At 31.1% G+C, this 17,486-nt stretch carries 13 protein-coding genes; 12 read left to right on the forward strand and 1 reads right to left on the reverse strand.

Going from position 1 to position 17,486, the window contains the following annotated elements; all coding sequences use genetic code 11:
* The first annotated feature begins 109 nt into the window (after nucleotides 1-109).
* The 11 genes from H518_RS18935 to H518_RS0100610 all read left to right on the forward strand — a co-directional run bounded on the left by H518_RS18935 (nucleotide 110) and on the right by H518_RS0100610 (nucleotide 15,361).
* On the forward strand, nucleotides 110-2,443 hold the full coding sequence (locus tag H518_RS18935; RefSeq protein WP_081411127.1) for a sodium-translocating pyrophosphatase: 2,334 nt from the start codon (nucleotides 110-112) through the stop codon (nucleotides 2,441-2,443).
* Nucleotides 2,444-2,508: 65 nt separating this feature from the next.
* Nucleotides 2,509-3,825 (forward strand): aminodeoxychorismate synthase component I, encoded by a 1,317-nt coding sequence (gene pabB / locus H518_RS0100565; RefSeq protein ID WP_043706290.1) that lies wholly within the window; start codon nucleotides 2,509-2,511, stop codon nucleotides 3,823-3,825.
* Nucleotides 3,826-3,853: 28 nt separating this feature from the next.
* Entirely contained in the window at nucleotides 3,854-4,780 is a 927-nt protein-coding gene (locus H518_RS0100570; protein WP_028887262.1) for a sterol desaturase family protein, read from the forward strand.
* Nucleotides 4,780-5,013, forward strand: coding sequence for a hypothetical protein (locus tag H518_RS0100575; RefSeq protein WP_028887263.1), 234 nt, complete (start codon nucleotides 4,780-4,782; stop codon nucleotides 5,011-5,013). The genes H518_RS0100570 and H518_RS0100575 overlap by 1 nt, the downstream gene beginning before the upstream one ends.
* Before the next feature lie 3 nt (nucleotides 5,014-5,016).
* Nucleotides 5,017-5,838 carry an alpha/beta hydrolase gene (locus tag H518_RS0100580; protein WP_028887264.1) on the forward strand — a complete coding sequence of 274 codons (822 nt, stop codon included), beginning with the start codon at nucleotides 5,017-5,019 and terminating at the stop codon, nucleotides 5,836-5,838.
* Nucleotides 5,839-5,857: 19 nt separating this feature from the next.
* A complete protein-coding gene (tilS, locus tag H518_RS0100585) occupies nucleotides 5,858-7,171 on the forward strand; it encodes a tRNA lysidine(34) synthetase TilS (protein WP_028887265.1) in 1,314 nt (437 codons plus the stop codon).
* Between the two features lie 26 nt (nucleotides 7,172-7,197).
* Nucleotides 7,198-9,165, forward strand: coding sequence for a protein-disulfide reductase DsbD family protein (locus tag H518_RS0100590; protein ID WP_028887266.1), 1,968 nt, complete (start codon nucleotides 7,198-7,200; stop codon nucleotides 9,163-9,165).
* 69 nt (nucleotides 9,166-9,234) lie between these two features.
* Nucleotides 9,235-9,816, forward strand: coding sequence for a DUF4126 domain-containing protein (locus H518_RS0100595; RefSeq protein WP_028887267.1), 582 nt, complete (start codon nucleotides 9,235-9,237; stop codon nucleotides 9,814-9,816).
* A gap of 59 nt (nucleotides 9,817-9,875) precedes the next feature.
* Complete coding sequence (locus H518_RS0100600; RefSeq protein ID WP_028887268.1) at nucleotides 9,876-11,414, forward strand: YifB family Mg chelatase-like AAA ATPase; 1,539 nt, start codon at nucleotides 9,876-9,878, stop codon at nucleotides 11,412-11,414.
* A 73-nt stretch (nucleotides 11,415-11,487) separates the two neighbouring features.
* Nucleotides 11,488-12,501 (forward strand): TlpA family protein disulfide reductase, encoded by a 1,014-nt coding sequence (locus tag H518_RS0100605; protein ID WP_028887269.1) that lies wholly within the window; start codon nucleotides 11,488-11,490, stop codon nucleotides 12,499-12,501.
* Between the two features lie 67 nt (nucleotides 12,502-12,568).
* Complete coding sequence (locus H518_RS0100610; RefSeq protein WP_028887270.1) at nucleotides 12,569-15,361, forward strand: T9SS type B sorting domain-containing protein; 2,793 nt, start codon at nucleotides 12,569-12,571, stop codon at nucleotides 15,359-15,361.
* A 61-nt stretch (nucleotides 15,362-15,422) separates the two neighbouring features.
* On the opposite strand, the gene ahcY is transcribed toward H518_RS0100610, so the two are convergent.
* The gene (gene ahcY, locus H518_RS0100615) at nucleotides 15,423-16,739 is read right to left on the reverse strand and encodes an adenosylhomocysteinase (protein ID WP_028887271.1); all 1,317 of its coding nucleotides are present in this window, start codon (nucleotides 16,737-16,739) and stop codon (nucleotides 15,423-15,425) included.
* A gap of 63 nt (nucleotides 16,740-16,802) precedes the next feature.
* Between ahcY and H518_RS0100620 the strand changes: the two genes are divergently transcribed.
* Entirely contained in the window at nucleotides 16,803-17,429 is a 627-nt protein-coding gene (locus H518_RS0100620; protein WP_028887272.1) for a 4'-phosphopantetheinyl transferase family protein, read from the forward strand.
* Nucleotides 17,430-17,486 lie beyond the last annotated feature (57 nt).

Consider the following 17,486-nt stretch of genomic DNA (forward strand, 5'->3'; position numbering starts at 1 on the left):
TTTCCATATAAAATATCAAAAACCTCTCAGAACACTCTGAGAGGTTTTTTGTTTAGTCACTGATTTTGTTATATTTACGAACATTAATTAACTAATCAAACAATAACATATGGAATCAATAATGATTTGGATGCCGATCATTGCGGCTGTTTTAGGTTTAATTTACATGACTATTAAAAAATCTTGGGTAATGAAACAAGATGCTGGTGATGGAAAAATGAAAGAAATATCCGATCACATTTACGAAGGCGCACTAGCTTTTTTAAATGCAGAATATCGGCTTTTAGCGATCTTTGTAGTAGTAGTTAGTGTACTACTGGCGATTGTTTCTTATTTCGTACCTACAACAAGTTACTTAATCGTGATTGCATTCATATGTGGCGCTATTTTTTCTGCTTTCGCAGGAAATATAGGAATGAAAATAGCAACTAAAACCAACGTAAGAACAACTCAGGCTGCTCAAACAAGTTTACCAAATGCTTTAAAAATATCATTTGGAGGAGGAACAGTAATGGGACTTGGCGTTGCTGGCTTAGCTGTTTTAGGGCTAACAACATTCTTTATCGCATTCTTTTACTTCTTTATGGGAGGTGTTTGGACAAATACAATGGATATGACTATTGTTTTAGAAACACTAGCTGGATTCTCTTTGGGTGCTGAAAGCATTGCTCTATTTGCACGTGTTGGTGGAGGAATATATACAAAAGCAGCAGATGTTGGTGCCGATTTAGTTGGTAAGGTTGAAGCTGGTATTCCAGAAGACGACCCACGTAACCCTGCTACAATTGCTGATAATGTTGGTGATAATGTTGGTGATGTTGCTGGTATGGGAGCTGATTTATTTGGGTCTTATGTAGCAACGGTATTAGCAGCAATGGTTTTAGGAAATTATGTAATTAAAGATATGGGCGGAAGTATTTCTGACGCTTTTGGAGGGATTGGACCAATTTTATTACCAATGGCAATTGCAGGTATAGGAATTATCATTTCTATTATCGGAACAATGTTGGTAAAAATAAAGAGTAATGAAGCAAAAGAGTCTCAAGTAATGGGAGCATTAAATCTTGGTAACTGGGTTTCTATTGGCTTAGTAGCCATTACTTGTTTTGTACTATGTAAATGGATGCTTCCCGAAACTATGAAAATGGAATTCTTCGGAGAAGGTTTACAAGATATTTCTTCAATGCGTGTTTTCTATGCAACATTAGTTGGTTTAGTCGTTGGAGCTGTTATTTCTTCAGTTACTGAATATTACACAGGATTAGGAAAACCTCCAATTTTAAAAATAGTACAACAGTCAAGTACTGGTGCAGGAACCAATATTATTGCAGGTTTAGCAACGGGTATGATTTCAACATTTCCTTCAGTTTTATTATTTGCTGGTGCAATTTGGACGTCATACGCATTTGCAGGATTTTACGGAGTTGCTTTGGCAGCTTCTGCAATGATGGCCACAACAGCAATGCAATTAGCTATTGATGCTTTCGGACCAATTGCTGACAATGCAGGTGGTATTGCCGAAATGAGTGAGCAAGAACCAATCGTTCGTGAACGTACAGATATTTTAGACGCAGTAGGTAACACAACAGCAGCAACTGGTAAAGGTTTTGCTATTGCTTCAGCAGCATTAACATCGTTAGCTTTATTTGCTGCCTATGTTACGTTTACAGGAATCGACGGAATTAATATTTTTAAAGCACCTGTTTTAGCAATGTTATTTGTTGGCGGAATGGTTCCCGTTGTATTTTCTGCTTTAGCAATGAATGCTGTAGGTAAAGCTGCCATGGAAATGGTAGAAGAAGTTCGTCGTCAGTTTAAAGAGATTCCTGGAATTATGGAAGGAACCGGAAAACCAGAATACGATAAATGTGTCGCAATTTCTACTGAAGCATCTCTAAGAGAGATGATATTGCCTGGTTTATTAACCATAGGTTTTCCATTAATAATTGCTTTTGCTCCAATGATTTTTGGAATGAATAATTTAGCTATTGCAGAAATGCTTGGTGGCTATATGGCTGGTGTTACTGTGTCTGGTGTCTTATGGGCAATCTTTCAAAACAACGCTGGTGGAGCTTGGGATAACGCTAAAAAATCTTTTGAAGCTGGTGTAGAAATAAACGGAGAAATGACCTACAAAGGTTCTGACGCACACAAAGCTGCTGTAACTGGAGATACTGTTGGTGATCCTTTTAAAGACACTTCAGGCCCATCAATGAACATCTTAATTAAACTTACTTGTTTAATTGGGTTGGTAATTGCCCCTATTTTAGGTGGGCATGCTACTCACAGTAATCACCAAGGACATGATCATGTTATAAATAAAAAAGTTAAAGCTGAAACTAATAATAAAGGAATAGCAAAAAATAGAGTTACTACTTCAATAACCGAAAATGATAAAGTCGTTTCATCTATTAAAAAAGAAGAAGTCAATAAAAAAGAATAAACTCAATTATCCATAAAACTAAAACCCGATAGTATTATTTCTATCGGGTTTCTTATTTTTGTACGATGTCTAAAAGAACCCAACGTAATTTTGAAATAGATGACCCAAAAACATTTAAACAAAAACTTTTCACTTGGTCAAAACAATTTGAAACCACACTTTGGTTAGATTCTAACAATTACGAGCAAAAGTATTCTTCATTTGATTGCTGTTTAGCTGCTGAAGAATTCACTTCAATAAAAACAGATTATTACGGAGCATTTGACAAGCTTAAAGAATATCAATCATATACTAAAGATTATATTTTCGGGTACATTTCTTACGATGTTAAAAATGATGTAGAAAAACTATCTTCAAAAAACTTTGATGGTTTACATTTTGCTGATATTTATTTTTTTCAACCTCAAAAACTAATTTTCATTAAAGGAAATACTGTTGAATTTCATTATTTACAGATGATTGATGATGAATTGGAAGAAGATTTTGAAGATATTATTAGCACTAATACACACATAAATAATAACAAGTCTGAAGAACTTTTAAAAGACATAAAAATAAAACTTAGAATTCATAAAGATGAATATTACAAAAAAGTAAACACCATTTTAGATCATATAAATAGAGGTGATATTTATGAAGCTAATTTTTGTCAAGAATTTTATGCTGAAAACACAACAATAAATCCATATAAAATATACCAACATCTAAACGAAATATCTGAACCACCTTTCGCTACATTTTTCAGACACGAACACCAATATTTATTATCAGCCACTCCAGAAAGGTATATAAAAAAAATAGGTGATAAAATCATATCCCAACCTATAAAAGGTACAGCTAAGCGTTTAATTGATAAGATTGAAGATGATAAAATTGCATTCGATCTATCACGTGATGAAAAAGAACGATCAGAAAACATAATGATTGTTGACTTAGTTCGTAATGATTTATCTAAAATTGCAAAAAAAGGCAGTGTAAAAGTTGAAGAATTATGCAAAGTGCACTCTTTTAAACAAGTACATCAAATGATATCAACAATAGTATCTGAAACGGAACCTACCACACACCCTATAGACATAATTAAAAACACTTTTCCAATGGGAAGTATGACAGGAGCTCCAAAAATATCCGCAATGCAAATCATTGAAAAACTAGAAGAAACCAAACGTGGATTATATTCAGGAACAATCGGTTATTTCACCCCAAATGGTGATTTTGATTTTAATGTTGTTATTAGGAGTATTTTATACAATGCTGATAAAAATTATGTTTCATATTCAGTCGGCGGAGCTATTACAGCAAAATCTACACCTGAAAAAGAATACGAAGAGTGCTTACTAAAAGCAAAAGCAATGAAATATGTTTTACTAAATAGCAAATAGATTACTATCTTGAGCACAAAAAGATAAAATGAATTTCACAAACCCATTAGTATATGGTGTACCTTGTTTTTTAGGACTTATTTTGCTAGAACTCACATACAGTAAAACACATAACAAAAAAGAACTTTACAGTTGGAAAGACTTAGGCGCTAGTTTGACCATGGGTATAGGCTCAGCTATTATTGCTCCATTAATAAAAACAATTTCAGCAATTATTATTTTTAATTACGTCTATGACGTTTTTAACCCCTTAGTAAATGGCATTCGCACAAATATTATGGGTTGGGAATCTTTTGGATATGCTTGGTATATCTGGATTATTTGTCAATTTCTAGACGATTTTAGTTATTACTGGTTTCACCGACAAAATCACATGGTTCGTTTTTTATGGGCAGCACATATTGTACATCATTCTTCTGATAATTTTAATTTAGGAACAGCAGTTCGCAATGGCTGGTTTACAATTTTATATAAACCCTTTTTTTACATGTGGCTACCTGCAATTGGATTTCCACCAGAAATGGTCGTAGTTTGTTTAGGTATTGAAGCTTTATGGCAATTTCAATTACACTCGGTGTATATTCCAAAACTTAAATTTATTGATGTAATTTTTAACACCCATACAATGCATCAAGTGCATCACGCGAAAAATGTTGAATACATGGATAAAAATCATGGAGGATTTTTAAACATTTTTGATAGAGTTTTTGGAACATGGAAAGAACTTGACGAAGAAATAGATATCCAATATGGCGTAACACATGCTCCTAATTCATATAATCCTTGGATAATTTTAACTCATGAATACAAGGATATCTGGAACGACACAAAAAAATCTAGCAATTGGTTTCATAAATTTATGTATATTTTTGGACCTCCAGGATGGAGTCATGATAAAAGTACAATTACCGTTAAAGAGATGCAAAAACTTATCTCACAAAAAAATAAAATTTAATGATTATAGAGCAAGAAGAAAAGTTTACACATGTTCTTTCTAAAATGGAAGGTACTATAAATGAGCAAAGTTTTTTTAATAAATTCTTAGAGTTATACCCCGAAGCTTGGAAAAAACATAAAATTACATTCTCAAAATTTAAGAGAAGTAAACAATTTGGCCGAACAATTCCACTACCCAAACCAGAAGTTTCTTTAAGAAAAGAAATTAGACAATGGTTACATAAACAATAAATTATGCTGCATCAAGAATTTAACTTTAAATACCATAAAACTACTTTTTTTGGTCAATTTTGGAAACCTGAAACTACAAAAGCTGTTGTAATTATTGTCCATGGAATGGGAGAGCATTCTGGTCGGTACCAACATGTTGCTAAAAAACTTACCGATAATAATTTTGGAGTAATTGCTTTTGATCATTTTGGTCATGGTAAAACACAAGGCAAACGTGGTCATAACCCTGGGTTTGATACAGTATTAGAAAGTATTTCAAAATTAATTAATAAAACTAAAGAAGTTTTTAATAACAAACCTCTTTTTTTATATGGACACTCAATGGGTGGTAATGCTGTCATAAATTACACACTTCGTAAAGAAAACGCTTTAACAGGAGTTATTGCTACAAGCCCAATGTTAAAATTAGCTTTCGATCCGCCAGCTTGGAAACTTTCATTAGGTAAAATAATGCAAAAAATTGCCCCTGCAATAACATTAGGTAATGAATTAGATGCTAATGATATTTCTCGAGATAAGAGTGAGGTTAAAAAATATATAAACGACCCATTAGTACATGATAAAATTAGCCCAAATTTTTCTTTGTCATTTATTGATTCTGGTGAATGGGCAATTCAAAACGCTTCATCATTAAAAACACCAATGTTATTGTTACATGGTACAGGTGATAAAATTATTGATTTTAAAGGAACCGAAGCTTTTGCTAATAACTCTAAAAAAGCAAAACTTAAACTTTACGAAGGTGGTTATCATGAATTACAAAATGATTCATGTAAAGAAGAAATGCTACAAGATGTTGTAAATTGGTTGAACAGTCAACTATAAACCAATAATAAGAATTAAAATGCTTCAAAGACTTACAGAACATATTGATGAAAATTTTTCATTCATAAAAAACAAAAAACTTCTAATTGCTATTTCTGGGGGGATTGATAGTGTTGTTTTGTCACATTTATTACATCAATTAAACTATACTATTTCTTTAGCACATTGTAATTTTCAGTTAAGAGGAGAAGATAGTGATTTAGATGAAAAATTTATTAAAAACTTAGGAACCGAATTAGATATTACTACTTTTTCAATTCGATTTGAAACTGATAAATATTCAAAAAAAAATAAACTCTCAACTCAATTAGCTGCAAGAAAATTACGTTATGATTGGTTTCAACAATTAACTGAAGAAAATAATTTCGACTATGTCTTAACAGCACATCATGCTGATGATAATTTAGAAACATTTTTAATTAATTTAACCAGAGGTGCAGGCTTAGATGGTTTAACTGGTATTCCTCCCGTTAACAAAAATATTATACGCCCATTACTTGTATTTTCAAGAGAAGAGATAGAAGAATATGCTTTAAAAAACAATATTAAATGGCGTAAGGACGGTAGCAACTTTGAAACAAAATATGTTCGAAATAAAATAAGACATAAAATTATTCCTATCCTTAAGGAACTAAATCCAAGTTTATTAAAAACACATAACAAAACTATTGAGTCTTTAAAGCAGTCTCAGCAAATTATTACTGACAAAATTAAAGAAACTTCAATAAAAATAACATCTAAACAAGATGGTATACTAAAAATAAATATTTCTGAATTAACAAAACTATCAAACCCAAAGGCTTATTTATACCAGCTTTTAAAAAGCTATAAATTTACATCATGGAATGACATTTATAATCTAATTTATGCGGAATCAAGCAAGAAAGTATCAACAAATTCATATACTTTATTAAAAGACAGAGATTTTTTATTACTTTTACCCCCTGATAAAAAACTCACTATTAAAAGCGAACATTTTATCATACATGAAGAAGATGTTAAGCTAATAGATCCTATAAGTTTATTGTTTGAATATGTAAATAAAAAAACAATTTTTGACAAAAATAGTATTTATGTTGATAAAAATTTGTTAAATTACCCCCTAATCATTAGAAAATGGCAAGAAGGTGATTTTTTTTACCCAACAGGAATGCTAGGTAAGAAAAAAATTAGCAAGTATTTTAAAGACCAAAAATTATCAATTTTGGACAAAAAAAACATTTGGTTACTTTGCTCAAAGAATAATGAAATCATTTGGATTATTGGTAAACGACAAGACAGACGTTTTTCACCTACTAATAACACAACACAATTATTAAGATTAACTATTTAAAAATAACCCATTATAAACTAAATCGAATGAAAAAACTCATTACTCTTTTTTTATTATTCTTAGGTTTAACGGTTTACTCGCAATCTGATGATAACCCAATTGTCGTAACCCCTATCGTTGAAAAAGTTTCGGAAACTGAATACGACCTAATTTTTGACATTGAAATAGCTGAAGATTGGCACTTATATTCTCAGTATAACCCTGAGGACGCTTCTTTACCTATGACAATTTCTCCTGCTGAAGGACAAAGTGGATACACACTTAACGGAAAAGCAAAAGAGGGAGATACTGAAACTGAATTTAGTGAAATTTGGGGAAAAGATGAAATATTCTTTGTTGATGAAGGAAAACTAGTACAAAGAATAACTGTTTCTGACGCAACTCTAACTCAGATTACTCTTAATTTAGATGCACAAGTTTGTAAAGAATACTGTTTACCTTTCGATGAAGACTTTACCTTTTCATTAACTGGTGAAGAAGTATCTCAAACTGTTACTGAAGTAGATGACAAGAGTCAATCTTTATCACAATCATTAAACTTAAACTTAAAAAACACTGCTTTATTAAAAAGTACAACAGAAGAAAACACTGAAGAAAAAGGCGGTGATACATTGCTTAATATTTTTCTATTAGGTTTTGTTGGAGGTTTATTAGCCTTTTTAACACCTTGTGTTTTCCCTATGGTACCTTTAACAGTATCTTTCTTTACAAAACACACTGAAAAGAAAGGAAAAGGAATTGGTAGCGCTGTTTTATATGGATTCTTTATTATATTAATTTACGGGTTACTAAGTTTACCTTTTCACTATCTAGATACTTTAGATCCTGAAATTTTAAATAGTATTTCAACCAATATATGGTTAAATGTATTTTTCTTTGTTGTATTAATTTTCTTTGCAGGTTCATTCTTTGGTTTTTATGAATTAACATTACCAAGTTCTTGGAGTAATAAGGCTGATAGTGCTTCCAATATTGGAGGAATTATTGGTACATTCTTTATGGCTTTAACCTTAGCAATTGTATCATTTTCTTGTACAGGTCCTATTTTAGGTTCACTTTTAGCTGGTTCACTAGGTTCTAGCGGAGGAGCGATGCAATTATCAGCTGGTATGATCGGTTTTGGTACTGCTTTAGCATTACCTTTTGCTTTATTTGCTATGTTCCCAGGATGGTTAAACTCTTTACCAAAATCTGGTGGATGGTTAAATACTGTAAAAGTTTTCTTAGGATTCTTAGAGTTAGCATTTGCATTTAAATTTTTATCAAACGCTGATTTAGTTGGTCACTGGGATTTATTTAAGAGAGAAATTTTCATAGGTCTTTGGGCACTGATTTCTTTATTAACTGCATTGTATTTATTTGGTATTATTGGTAAAAAATACGGTAAAATCTCTTTCTTTAGAATTTTATTAGGTGTTGCAGCTTTAGCTTTTGCGGTATATTTAGCTCCAGGAGTTATGGAAAAACCAGCATGGAATCAAAATAAATTTTTAAGTGGATTTGCTCCACCTCAATTTCATAGTATTTACAAAAAAGACAATAAATGTCCGTTAGGGTTAAATTGTTTTAAAGATTTTGAAGAAGGTATTGCTTATGCTAAATCTGTTAACAAACCTGTTTTATTAGATTTTACAGGTTGGGCATGTGTTAACTGTCGTAAAATGGAAGAAACTATTTGGGTGAAACCAGAGATTTATTCTTTAATCAACAATGATTATGTTTTAATTTCATTGTACGTAGATGATCATGAAAGACAATTACCACAAGAAGAACAATTCGATTTTATTAAACCTAATGGTAAAGTAAAAAGAATTAGAACGTATGGTGATAAATGGGCAACATTACAAGTAGCTAATTTTAAGACAGCTTCTCAACCATTTTATGTGTTAATGAGCCCTGAATTAGAACTTTTAAATTCACCTCAACAATATTCTGATCATACAGCTTATTATGATTGGTTAAAAACGGGATTAGATAACTTTAAAAAAAACTAATCAACTTTTAAAATATTTCAAAAAGCCTCTTTTATAAAGAGGCTTTTTTTATATCTTAACATAAAAAACATGACCCCAGAATCAATTATTAGTGTTTTCTTAGGAATTGGATTAGCAGCTTCAGTTGGCTTTAGAGTATTTCTTCCACTTTTTGCACTAAGTTTAGCGGGATATTACAATATTATTCCTATAAATGAAAATTGGAATTGGGTAGCAAGTTCATCAGCTTTAATTACCTTAGGTATTGCTACTTTATTAGAAATATTTGCATACTATATTCCTTGGTTTGACAACTTGTTAGACACTATTGCTATTCCTTTAGCTGCTATTGCAGGAACTGCTGTTATGGTATCAACAGTTGCTGATTTATCTCCTATAATTACTTGGGCTTTAGCAATAATAGCTGGTGGAGGAACTGCTTCTGTAATTAAAGGAACCGCAGCTTCAACGAGATTAGCATCAACTGCGACAACGGGTGGTATAGCTAACCCAATAATTTCGACTGTTGAAACAGGTACATCGATTCTTATATCATCCTTCTCTATATTTTTACCAGTAATTGCAATACTAATAGTAATCTTACTTTTTTTTAGTTTCAGAAAGTTATACAAATTATTTTTTCATAAATCACCCACTTCTAAAAACCAGTAAACACATCTAAACCAAATTCTTAAAGAAATTTAGCTATCTTTATCAGAAAAAAGAAAGCTATGCTTATAAAAACCTATGGATCTGCCGTATTTGGTATTGAAGCTACCACAATTACCGTAGAGGTAAATATAGATAAAGGAATCGGTTACCATTTAGTTGGATTACCAGATAATGCAGTACGAGAAAGCTCTTATCGTATTTCTGCAGCACTCAATAATAATGGTTTTAAACTTCCAGGAAAGAAAATTATCATTAATATGGCTCCTGCTGACATTCGTAAAGAAGGTGCTGCTTATGATTTAACTTTGGCTGTTGGAATACTTGCTGCATCTAATCAAATTAAAGCTACAAATATTAATGATTACGTAATTATGGGAGAACTTTCCTTAGATGGAAGTCTACAACCCATTAAAGGTGCACTACCAATTGCAATTAAAGCTCGTGAAGAAGGTTATAAAAATTTTATTTTACCAAAAATAAATGCAAAAGAAGCTGCCATTGTTAATGACATAAATATATTAGGTGTCGAAAATATTATGGACGTTATTAATCATTTAGAAAATAAAGAAATGATTAATCCAACAATAGTTGATACTCGTGCAGAATTTTATAAGCATGTAGATTTTCCTGAATTTGATTTTTCTGATGTTAAAGGTCAAGAAAGTATTAAACGTTGTATGGAAATTGCAGCAGCTGGTGGCCATAACATTATTTTAATTGGTCCTCCTGGAGCAGGAAAAACAATGCTAGCCAAAAGACTCCCTTCAATATTACCACCTATGACATTACAGGAAGCTTTGGAAACCACAAAAATACATTCTGTTGTTGGTAAAGTTAAAAATACGGGACTTCAATATAATCGCCCTTTTAGATCTCCTCATCATAGTTGTTCAGATATTTCCCTCATTGGAGGAGGAAATAACTTACCACAACCCGGAGAAATTTCTCTTGCTCATAATGGTGTGTTATTTTTAGATGAACTACCTGAATTTAAACGAGGTGTTCTTGAAGTTTTACGTCAACCTCTAGAAGATCGAGAAGTAACGATTTCTAGAGCACGATTTTCAGTAAATTACCCAAGCAGTTTCATGCTTGTAGCAAGTATGAATCCTAGTCCATCTGGTTTTTTTAATGATCCAGATTCACCAATGACATCTTCTCCTGCCGAGATGCAACGTTATTTAAGTAAAATTTCAGGACCATTACTTGACAGGATTGACATACATATAGAGGTAACTCCTGTACCTTTTGAAAAACTATCAGAAGAAAGAAAAGGTGAAACTAGTGTTGCTATTAGAGAACGTGTAACAAAAGCTAGAGAAATACAAACTGAACGCTATAAAAACTCAAATACTGTTCACTACAATGCACAAATGAATGTGAAACAAATTCGAGCATTTTGTAAACTTTCTGAAGAAAGCAGTAATTTATTAAAGATTGCTATGGAGAAACTAAATCTTTCAGCAAGAGCCTATGATAGAATATTAAAGGTTTCTCGTACTATTGCGGATTTAGACGCCTCAAACAATATAAAATCAGACCATATAACTGAAGCAATTCAATACAGAAGTTTAGATCGTGAAGGCTGGTTGGGATAAAAATTTAAAAAGACATTTCTTTTCTATAAAATTAGTAATTTAGTACACTGTAAATAATTAAACTTATCAACCAATGAAAAAAATAGTTTACTTAATGGCAATTGCCATTACTATGGTCTCTTGTAAAAAAGAACAAAATAACTTTGTTTCTTTTTCAGGAAAAATTACCAATAAAAATTCTGATTCGATCGTTATTTCTAATCCTCAACTTAAGTTTAGCAGAGTAATTAAGGTTGATGAGAATGGTGCATTTAAAGATACAATGAATCTTAAAGACGGATTTTATCGCCTTTCTGACGGAAAAGAAGGTACTACTTTGTACTTAAAAAATGGTGCAAACGTTAACATGACACTTGACACTAAAGAATTTGATGAAACTGTTACTTTTACAGGAGAAGGGTCTGCTGAAAGTAGTTTCTTAGCAAAAGCAGCTTTATTACAAGAAGAGTTTTTTAAAGATGAGGCATTATTTGAATTACCTAAAGAAGAGTTTGAAACAAAGACAAACAACTTTATAGATGATTTTAACAAAAGGATTGAAACTACGAAATTAGATTCTACTTTCGTTTCTTTTCAAAAGAAAAACATAAAAGGGTTAAAGCAATATTTAAGCAAAACACATGCAGATAAGTTATATTTAGCTAAAAATTTAGCGAAAGGAATGGCTTCTCCAAAATTTGTTGACTATGAAAACATTAAAGGGGGTACAACTTCTTTAGATGATTTAAAAGGAAAATATGTATATGTTGATGTTTGGGCGACTTGGTGTAATCCTTGTAAAAAAGAAATTCCTTTTTTACAAAAAATGGAAGAAAAATACCATGGTAAAAACATTGAATTTGTAAGTATCTCTGTTGATCAGATGAAAGACCATGAAGCTTGGAAGAAAATGATTGCTGACAAAAAATTAACAGGAATACAATTATTTGCTGATCAGAACTGGAAATCTAAATTTGTTACTGATTATGTAATTAATGGAATTCCTAGATTTATTTTAATCGATCCACAAGGAAACATTGTTAATTCTAATGCTCCTAGACCTTCTAGTATTAAATTAGTAGAGCTATTTGATTCTTTAGAGATTTAATTAGAATATTAATAATATATAAAAAAATCCCGTAACTAAGTTGCGGGATTCTTTATTTTTGCTTTCTATGAAAAAAGTTATTTTATCTTTAATATTATTACTTCCACTTACTTTATATTCTCAAATTGAACTTACAAATAATTTTGATGATGATGTAAAGTTTAAAAATATGTTTTCTTGCTATCAAACAGAATGGTGGGCTAGAGAATTTACATTATCAGAATTTGGAATTTCTGAAAATCAAGAATTTATTATTAAAAGTGGAAAATTTGCAGTTAACTATTCATATAATGGTGCTTCTTATCAGTTTAACATCTATGAGATAGATGAAAATTTTCCTACATCATTTAATGAGAATAAACTAATTGGTAGTAGTGAAATAGGTAGTATTCCATATGCAGGTTCAACATCAGTTATTGTTACAAAAAACTTTAATCAACATATAGTAATTCCATCAAATGTAAAAAAAATTTTAGTTGAAGTTAAGAAAACTGTTACTCCAAACAATCCAGCAATTCCAATAGCTACTATTGCTGGTACAGATAGAGATATAGGTAAATCTTGGTATAAAGGATGTTTAAATATTGGTAACGGTACTGGTTATCAATCTACAGAAGATTTTGGTGGATTATACCCTGGTAATCCCGATGCTAACTTCTACATAACTGTTAATGGAGAAGCAAAAACAGTCTTTCCTTTTGAAATTACAAACGACAACAATTGTGTTAACTTAACCAATAATTTTAGTTTAACTAATCAATCAGAAATAAATTCTGTTAAATGGAATTTTGATGATATAAATTCAGGAATCAATAACTTTTCTAATTCTATCAACACGAGTCATCAATTCTCTAATAGCGGAACTTATAAAGTTTCCGTAGAAGTTACCCATATAGATAATACAGATTATAAAATCACAAAGGAAATCGAAATATTCAATGCTCCTAATATTAACTCAATAGTTTCTTTAAAACAATGTGATAATTCAGATATTAATGGATTTAGTTCTTTCAATTTAGAAGAAGCTAAAGAAAAAATAATTTCCAATTCAGAAAATTACACCATCACTTTTTATGAAGAAAAAACTTTAGCCGAAGGCAATAGCCCAAACTCTATTCAAGATATAACGGCATACACAAATCAAATTGTAAGTAACGATGTAATTTGGGCAAGAATAGTAAATGCTAATGGTTGCTTTAGAATTAGTGAAGTTAGTTTAACTGTTTCTACAACACAGATTCCTTCAAGTTTTCAAAAATTATTTTATCAGTGTGATAACGGAATAGATATTACAAACGGAATAGCAATATTTAATTTCAGTTCAGTAACACAAGAAATTAAAAGTTTGTTCCCTCCAAATCAAGAACTCATTATAACCTATTATGAAAATGAAGCAAATGCGTTAACTGAGGAATATAAAATTACAGATATATCTAATTATCAAAATACAAATTCGCCAAACCTACAAACAATTTATGTACGTGTAGATAGTGCTCTTAATAATGATTGCTTAGGCTTAGGAGGCCATATTACATTAAATGTAGATACTATCCCTATCGCAAATTCTGTAATCATTAATCCTGAATGCGATAACGATAGAGATGGATTATTTGCATTTGATACATCTAACATACAGAGTACAATTATAGGTAACCAAACAAATGTTCTGGTGAGTTACTCTGATGAAAACGGAATGGCATTATCTAGTCCATTACCAAATCCTTTTATAACATCATCTCAAACAGTTACAGCTAGAATTACCAATAATAATTCTCAAGACCCTAACGGACAATGCTATAGTGAAACTACTATTGATTTTGTAGTAAATACTGTGCCAATTGCTAATAGTATTCCAGTTCAAGAAGAATGTGATGATGATCCAGATGGTGTTTTTGCTTTTAATACATCAACCATAGAAAGTACAATTTTAGGTAATCAAACAGGATTAATAGTGAAATATTTTGATGAAAATGATGTAGAATTATCTAGCCCATTACCAAATCCTTTTACAACAACAACGCAAACTATTAGAGTTCGTATAGAAAACCCGAATTACGGTGTTTGTTACGAAGAAACAGCTCTAGATTTTATTGTAAGAGAAAAACCAACTGTAAATGTCATTGATGAAGATATTATTTGCATGGATAAAAAACCTAAACTACAAATTAGCGTAGAAAATCCAAATGTAAATTATAATTATATTTGGAAAGATGAAAACAATTTTGTAGTAGGTAATTCTGCTGCTACAACTATTACTAAAGGTGGAAAATATACAGTGGTAGCAACATCTGGTTATGGTTGCAATTCAGAAGAGGCGACTATAAACATTAGAGAGTCTTCAAAATCTACTATAAATATAAATGATATTGATGCTCAAGATGATTCAGATAATAATTTTATCAAAATAAACACTTCAAATTTAGGTTTAGGTGATTATGAATTTAGATTATTAGATTCTAACTCAAATATTTTGATTGATTATCAAGAAAATTCAAATTTTGAAAACCTTGATGGAGGAAACTATATTATAGAAATCAATGATAAAAATGGTTGTGGTAGTGTCTTTTTCGATATATCTTTAATTAGTTTTCCTAATTTTTTCACTCCAAATGCAGACGGAAGAAATGATACTTGGCATATTCAAGGAATAGGAAAAAGCATTTATAAATCTGGAACAGTAACAATTTATGACCGTTTTGGAAAAAACTTAAAGACATTAAGTATAAATGATACAGGCTGGAATGGTTTTTATAATAGTAAAAAACTTCCTTCTAATGATTATTGGTTTTATGCTGAGCTAATTACTTCAAAAGGAAAAGTTATAACTAGAAAAGGAAATTTTAGTTTAATTAGAAAGTAAAAAATGAAAAAATCCCGCAACTTTAATTGCGGGATTTTTTATATTTCTAAAATTACAAATCTTAGTATCTGTAGTGTTCTGGTTTATAAGGACCATCAACAGTTACACCAATATATGATGCTTGATCTTCACGTAATTCAGTAAGCTCAACTCCTATTTTAGCTAAGTGTAGTTTTGCTACTTTTTCATCTAAATGCTTAGGTAACATGTATACTTCATTTTCATAAGCATCACGGTTAGTCCATAATTCTATTTGAGCTAAAGTTTGGTTTGTAAATGAGTTACTCATTACAAAACTTGGGTGACCTGTTGCACAACCTAAGTTTACTAAACGTCCTTCTGCTAAAATAATAATATCATTTCCTGCGATATTATATTTATCAACCTGTGGTTTAATAGTATCTTTTGTAGCACCATGCTTTTCGTTTAACCAAGCCATGTCAATTTCATTATCGAAATGTCCAATGTTACATACAATAACTTTGTCTTTCATTGCTTCGAAATGACGTCCTTGAATAATATCTTTGTTTCCTGTAGTTGTAATAATAATATCAGAATTACCAACAACAGTTTCTAATTTTTTAACCTCAAAACCGTCCATTGCAGCTTGTAATGCACAAATAGGGTCAATTTCTGTAACTGTAACGATAGATCCTGCTCCTTTAAAAGAAGCTGCTGTACCTTTACCTACATCACCGTAACCACATACTGTAACACGTTTACCAGCTAACATAATATCAGTTGCTCTACGAATTGCATCTACTGCAGATTCTTTACAACCATATTTGTTATCAAATTTAGATTTTGTTACAGAATCGTTTACGTTAATCGCTGGCATTGGTAATGTACCTGCCTTTACTCTATCGTATAAACGGTGAACTCCTGTTGTAGTTTCTTCTGATAAACCATTAATTCCAGCAGCTAATTCTGGGTAACGATCTAAAACCATATTTGTTAGATCTCCACCATCATCTAAAATTAAATTTAATGGCTTTTTGTCTTCTCCAAAGAATAAAGTTTGTTCGATACACCAGTCAAACTCTTCTTCAGTCATATCTTTCCAAGCATACACAGCTGTTCCAGCAGCAGCAATTGCAGCGGCAGCTTGATCTTGTGTAGAAAAAATATTACATGAACTCCAAGTTACCTCAGCTCCTAAAGCTTGTAATGTTTCAATTAAAACCGCAGTTTGAATCGTCATGTGTAAACATCCTGCAATTCTTGATCCTTTTAATGGTTGTTCGTTCTTGTATTCTTCACGTAAACTCATTAATCCTGGCATTTCAGCTTCTGCCAATTCAATTTCTTTTCTTCCCCAATCAGCTAAAGAAATATCTTTAACCTTAAAAGGTACGTATGTAGCGGTTTTTGTGCTCATATTTATGTATATTTATGTGTCTTAAATTTTATGTCGCAAAATTACGAAATAACTTTCTAAAATATGCCTGTTCACAAAACATTAACTGTAAACGAAACTACTAAAGTATTGATTTGGAAGATTGAAGAATCTTTTGAGAATTTATCTGATGGTATCACACTTACCCAAAGAAGTAGTGACCGACTTAACGGTATGAAATCTGATTTACATAGAAGAGGTTTTTTAAGCGTTCGCCATCTATTAAACGAAGTTGGTTATACTGATGCTGACTTGGTATATGATGAGTTTGGGAAACCGCATTTAAAGGATGGGAAATTTATTTCAATAACGCACTCTTTTACCTTTTCTGGTATTATTATTTCTGATGATACTCCAGTAGGAATAGACATTGAAAAACAACGTGATAAAATTTTAAAAATAGCACATAAGTTTACACCTATTGAAGCTTATAAATCAATAGCAAATCATGATGCTTTAGTTAGTAAATTAACCATTGTTTGGGGAGCTAAAGAAAGTTTATATAAAATTTACGGAAAGAAAAAACTATTGTTTTTAAACAATATTTATATTGAAGATTTTTCTTTTGAAACCAACGAAACTACTGGTAAAATTTTATATGAAGGTGTTACCGATGAATATAAAATTCACTTTTTAGAAACTGAAGGTTTTACTTGTGTATATGCTTGTTAGAAATTTATCTACTTAAAATTTCACGTTATAATTTACTACGTTACCTTTGCTTTATTA

The organism is Tenacibaculum ovolyticum DSM 18103, assembly GCF_000430545.1.
GTDB classification, from domain to species: domain Bacteria; phylum Bacteroidota; class Bacteroidia; order Flavobacteriales; family Flavobacteriaceae; genus Polaribacter; species Polaribacter ovolyticus.

Coding starts and splice junctions, on each gene's coding strand:
- H518_RS0100600 (WP_028887268.1), top strand. CDS start 9,876: ATGCTTATAAAAACCTATGGATCTGCCGTATTTGGTATTGAAGCTACC.
- H518_RS0100610 (WP_028887270.1), top strand. CDS start 12,569: ATGAAAAAAGTTATTTTATCTTTAATATTATTACTTCCACTTACTTTA.
- H518_RS18935 (WP_081411127.1), top strand. CDS start 110: ATGGAATCAATAATGATTTGGATGCCGATCATTGCGGCTGTTTTAGGT.
- H518_RS0100570 (WP_028887262.1), top strand. CDS start 3,854: ATGAATTTCACAAACCCATTAGTATATGGTGTACCTTGTTTTTTAGGA.
- H518_RS0100590 (WP_028887266.1), top strand. CDS start 7,198: ATGAAAAAACTCATTACTCTTTTTTTATTATTCTTAGGTTTAACGGTT.
- H518_RS0100575 (WP_028887263.1), top strand. CDS start 4,780: ATGATTATAGAGCAAGAAGAAAAGTTTACACATGTTCTTTCTAAAATG.
- pabB (WP_043706290.1), top strand. CDS start 2,509: ATGTCTAAAAGAACCCAACGTAATTTTGAAATAGATGACCCAAAAACA.
- H518_RS0100620 (WP_028887272.1), top strand. CDS start 16,803: ATGCCTGTTCACAAAACATTAACTGTAAACGAAACTACTAAAGTATTG.
- H518_RS0100595 (WP_028887267.1), top strand. CDS start 9,235: ATGACCCCAGAATCAATTATTAGTGTTTTCTTAGGAATTGGATTAGCA.
- tilS (WP_028887265.1), top strand. CDS start 5,858: ATGCTTCAAAGACTTACAGAACATATTGATGAAAATTTTTCATTCATA.
- ahcY (WP_028887271.1), bottom strand. CDS start 16,739: ATGAGCACAAAAACCGCTACATACGTACCTTTTAAGGTTAAAGATATT.
- H518_RS0100605 (WP_028887269.1), top strand. CDS start 11,488: ATGAAAAAAATAGTTTACTTAATGGCAATTGCCATTACTATGGTCTCT.
- H518_RS0100580 (WP_028887264.1), top strand. CDS start 5,017: ATGCTGCATCAAGAATTTAACTTTAAATACCATAAAACTACTTTTTTT.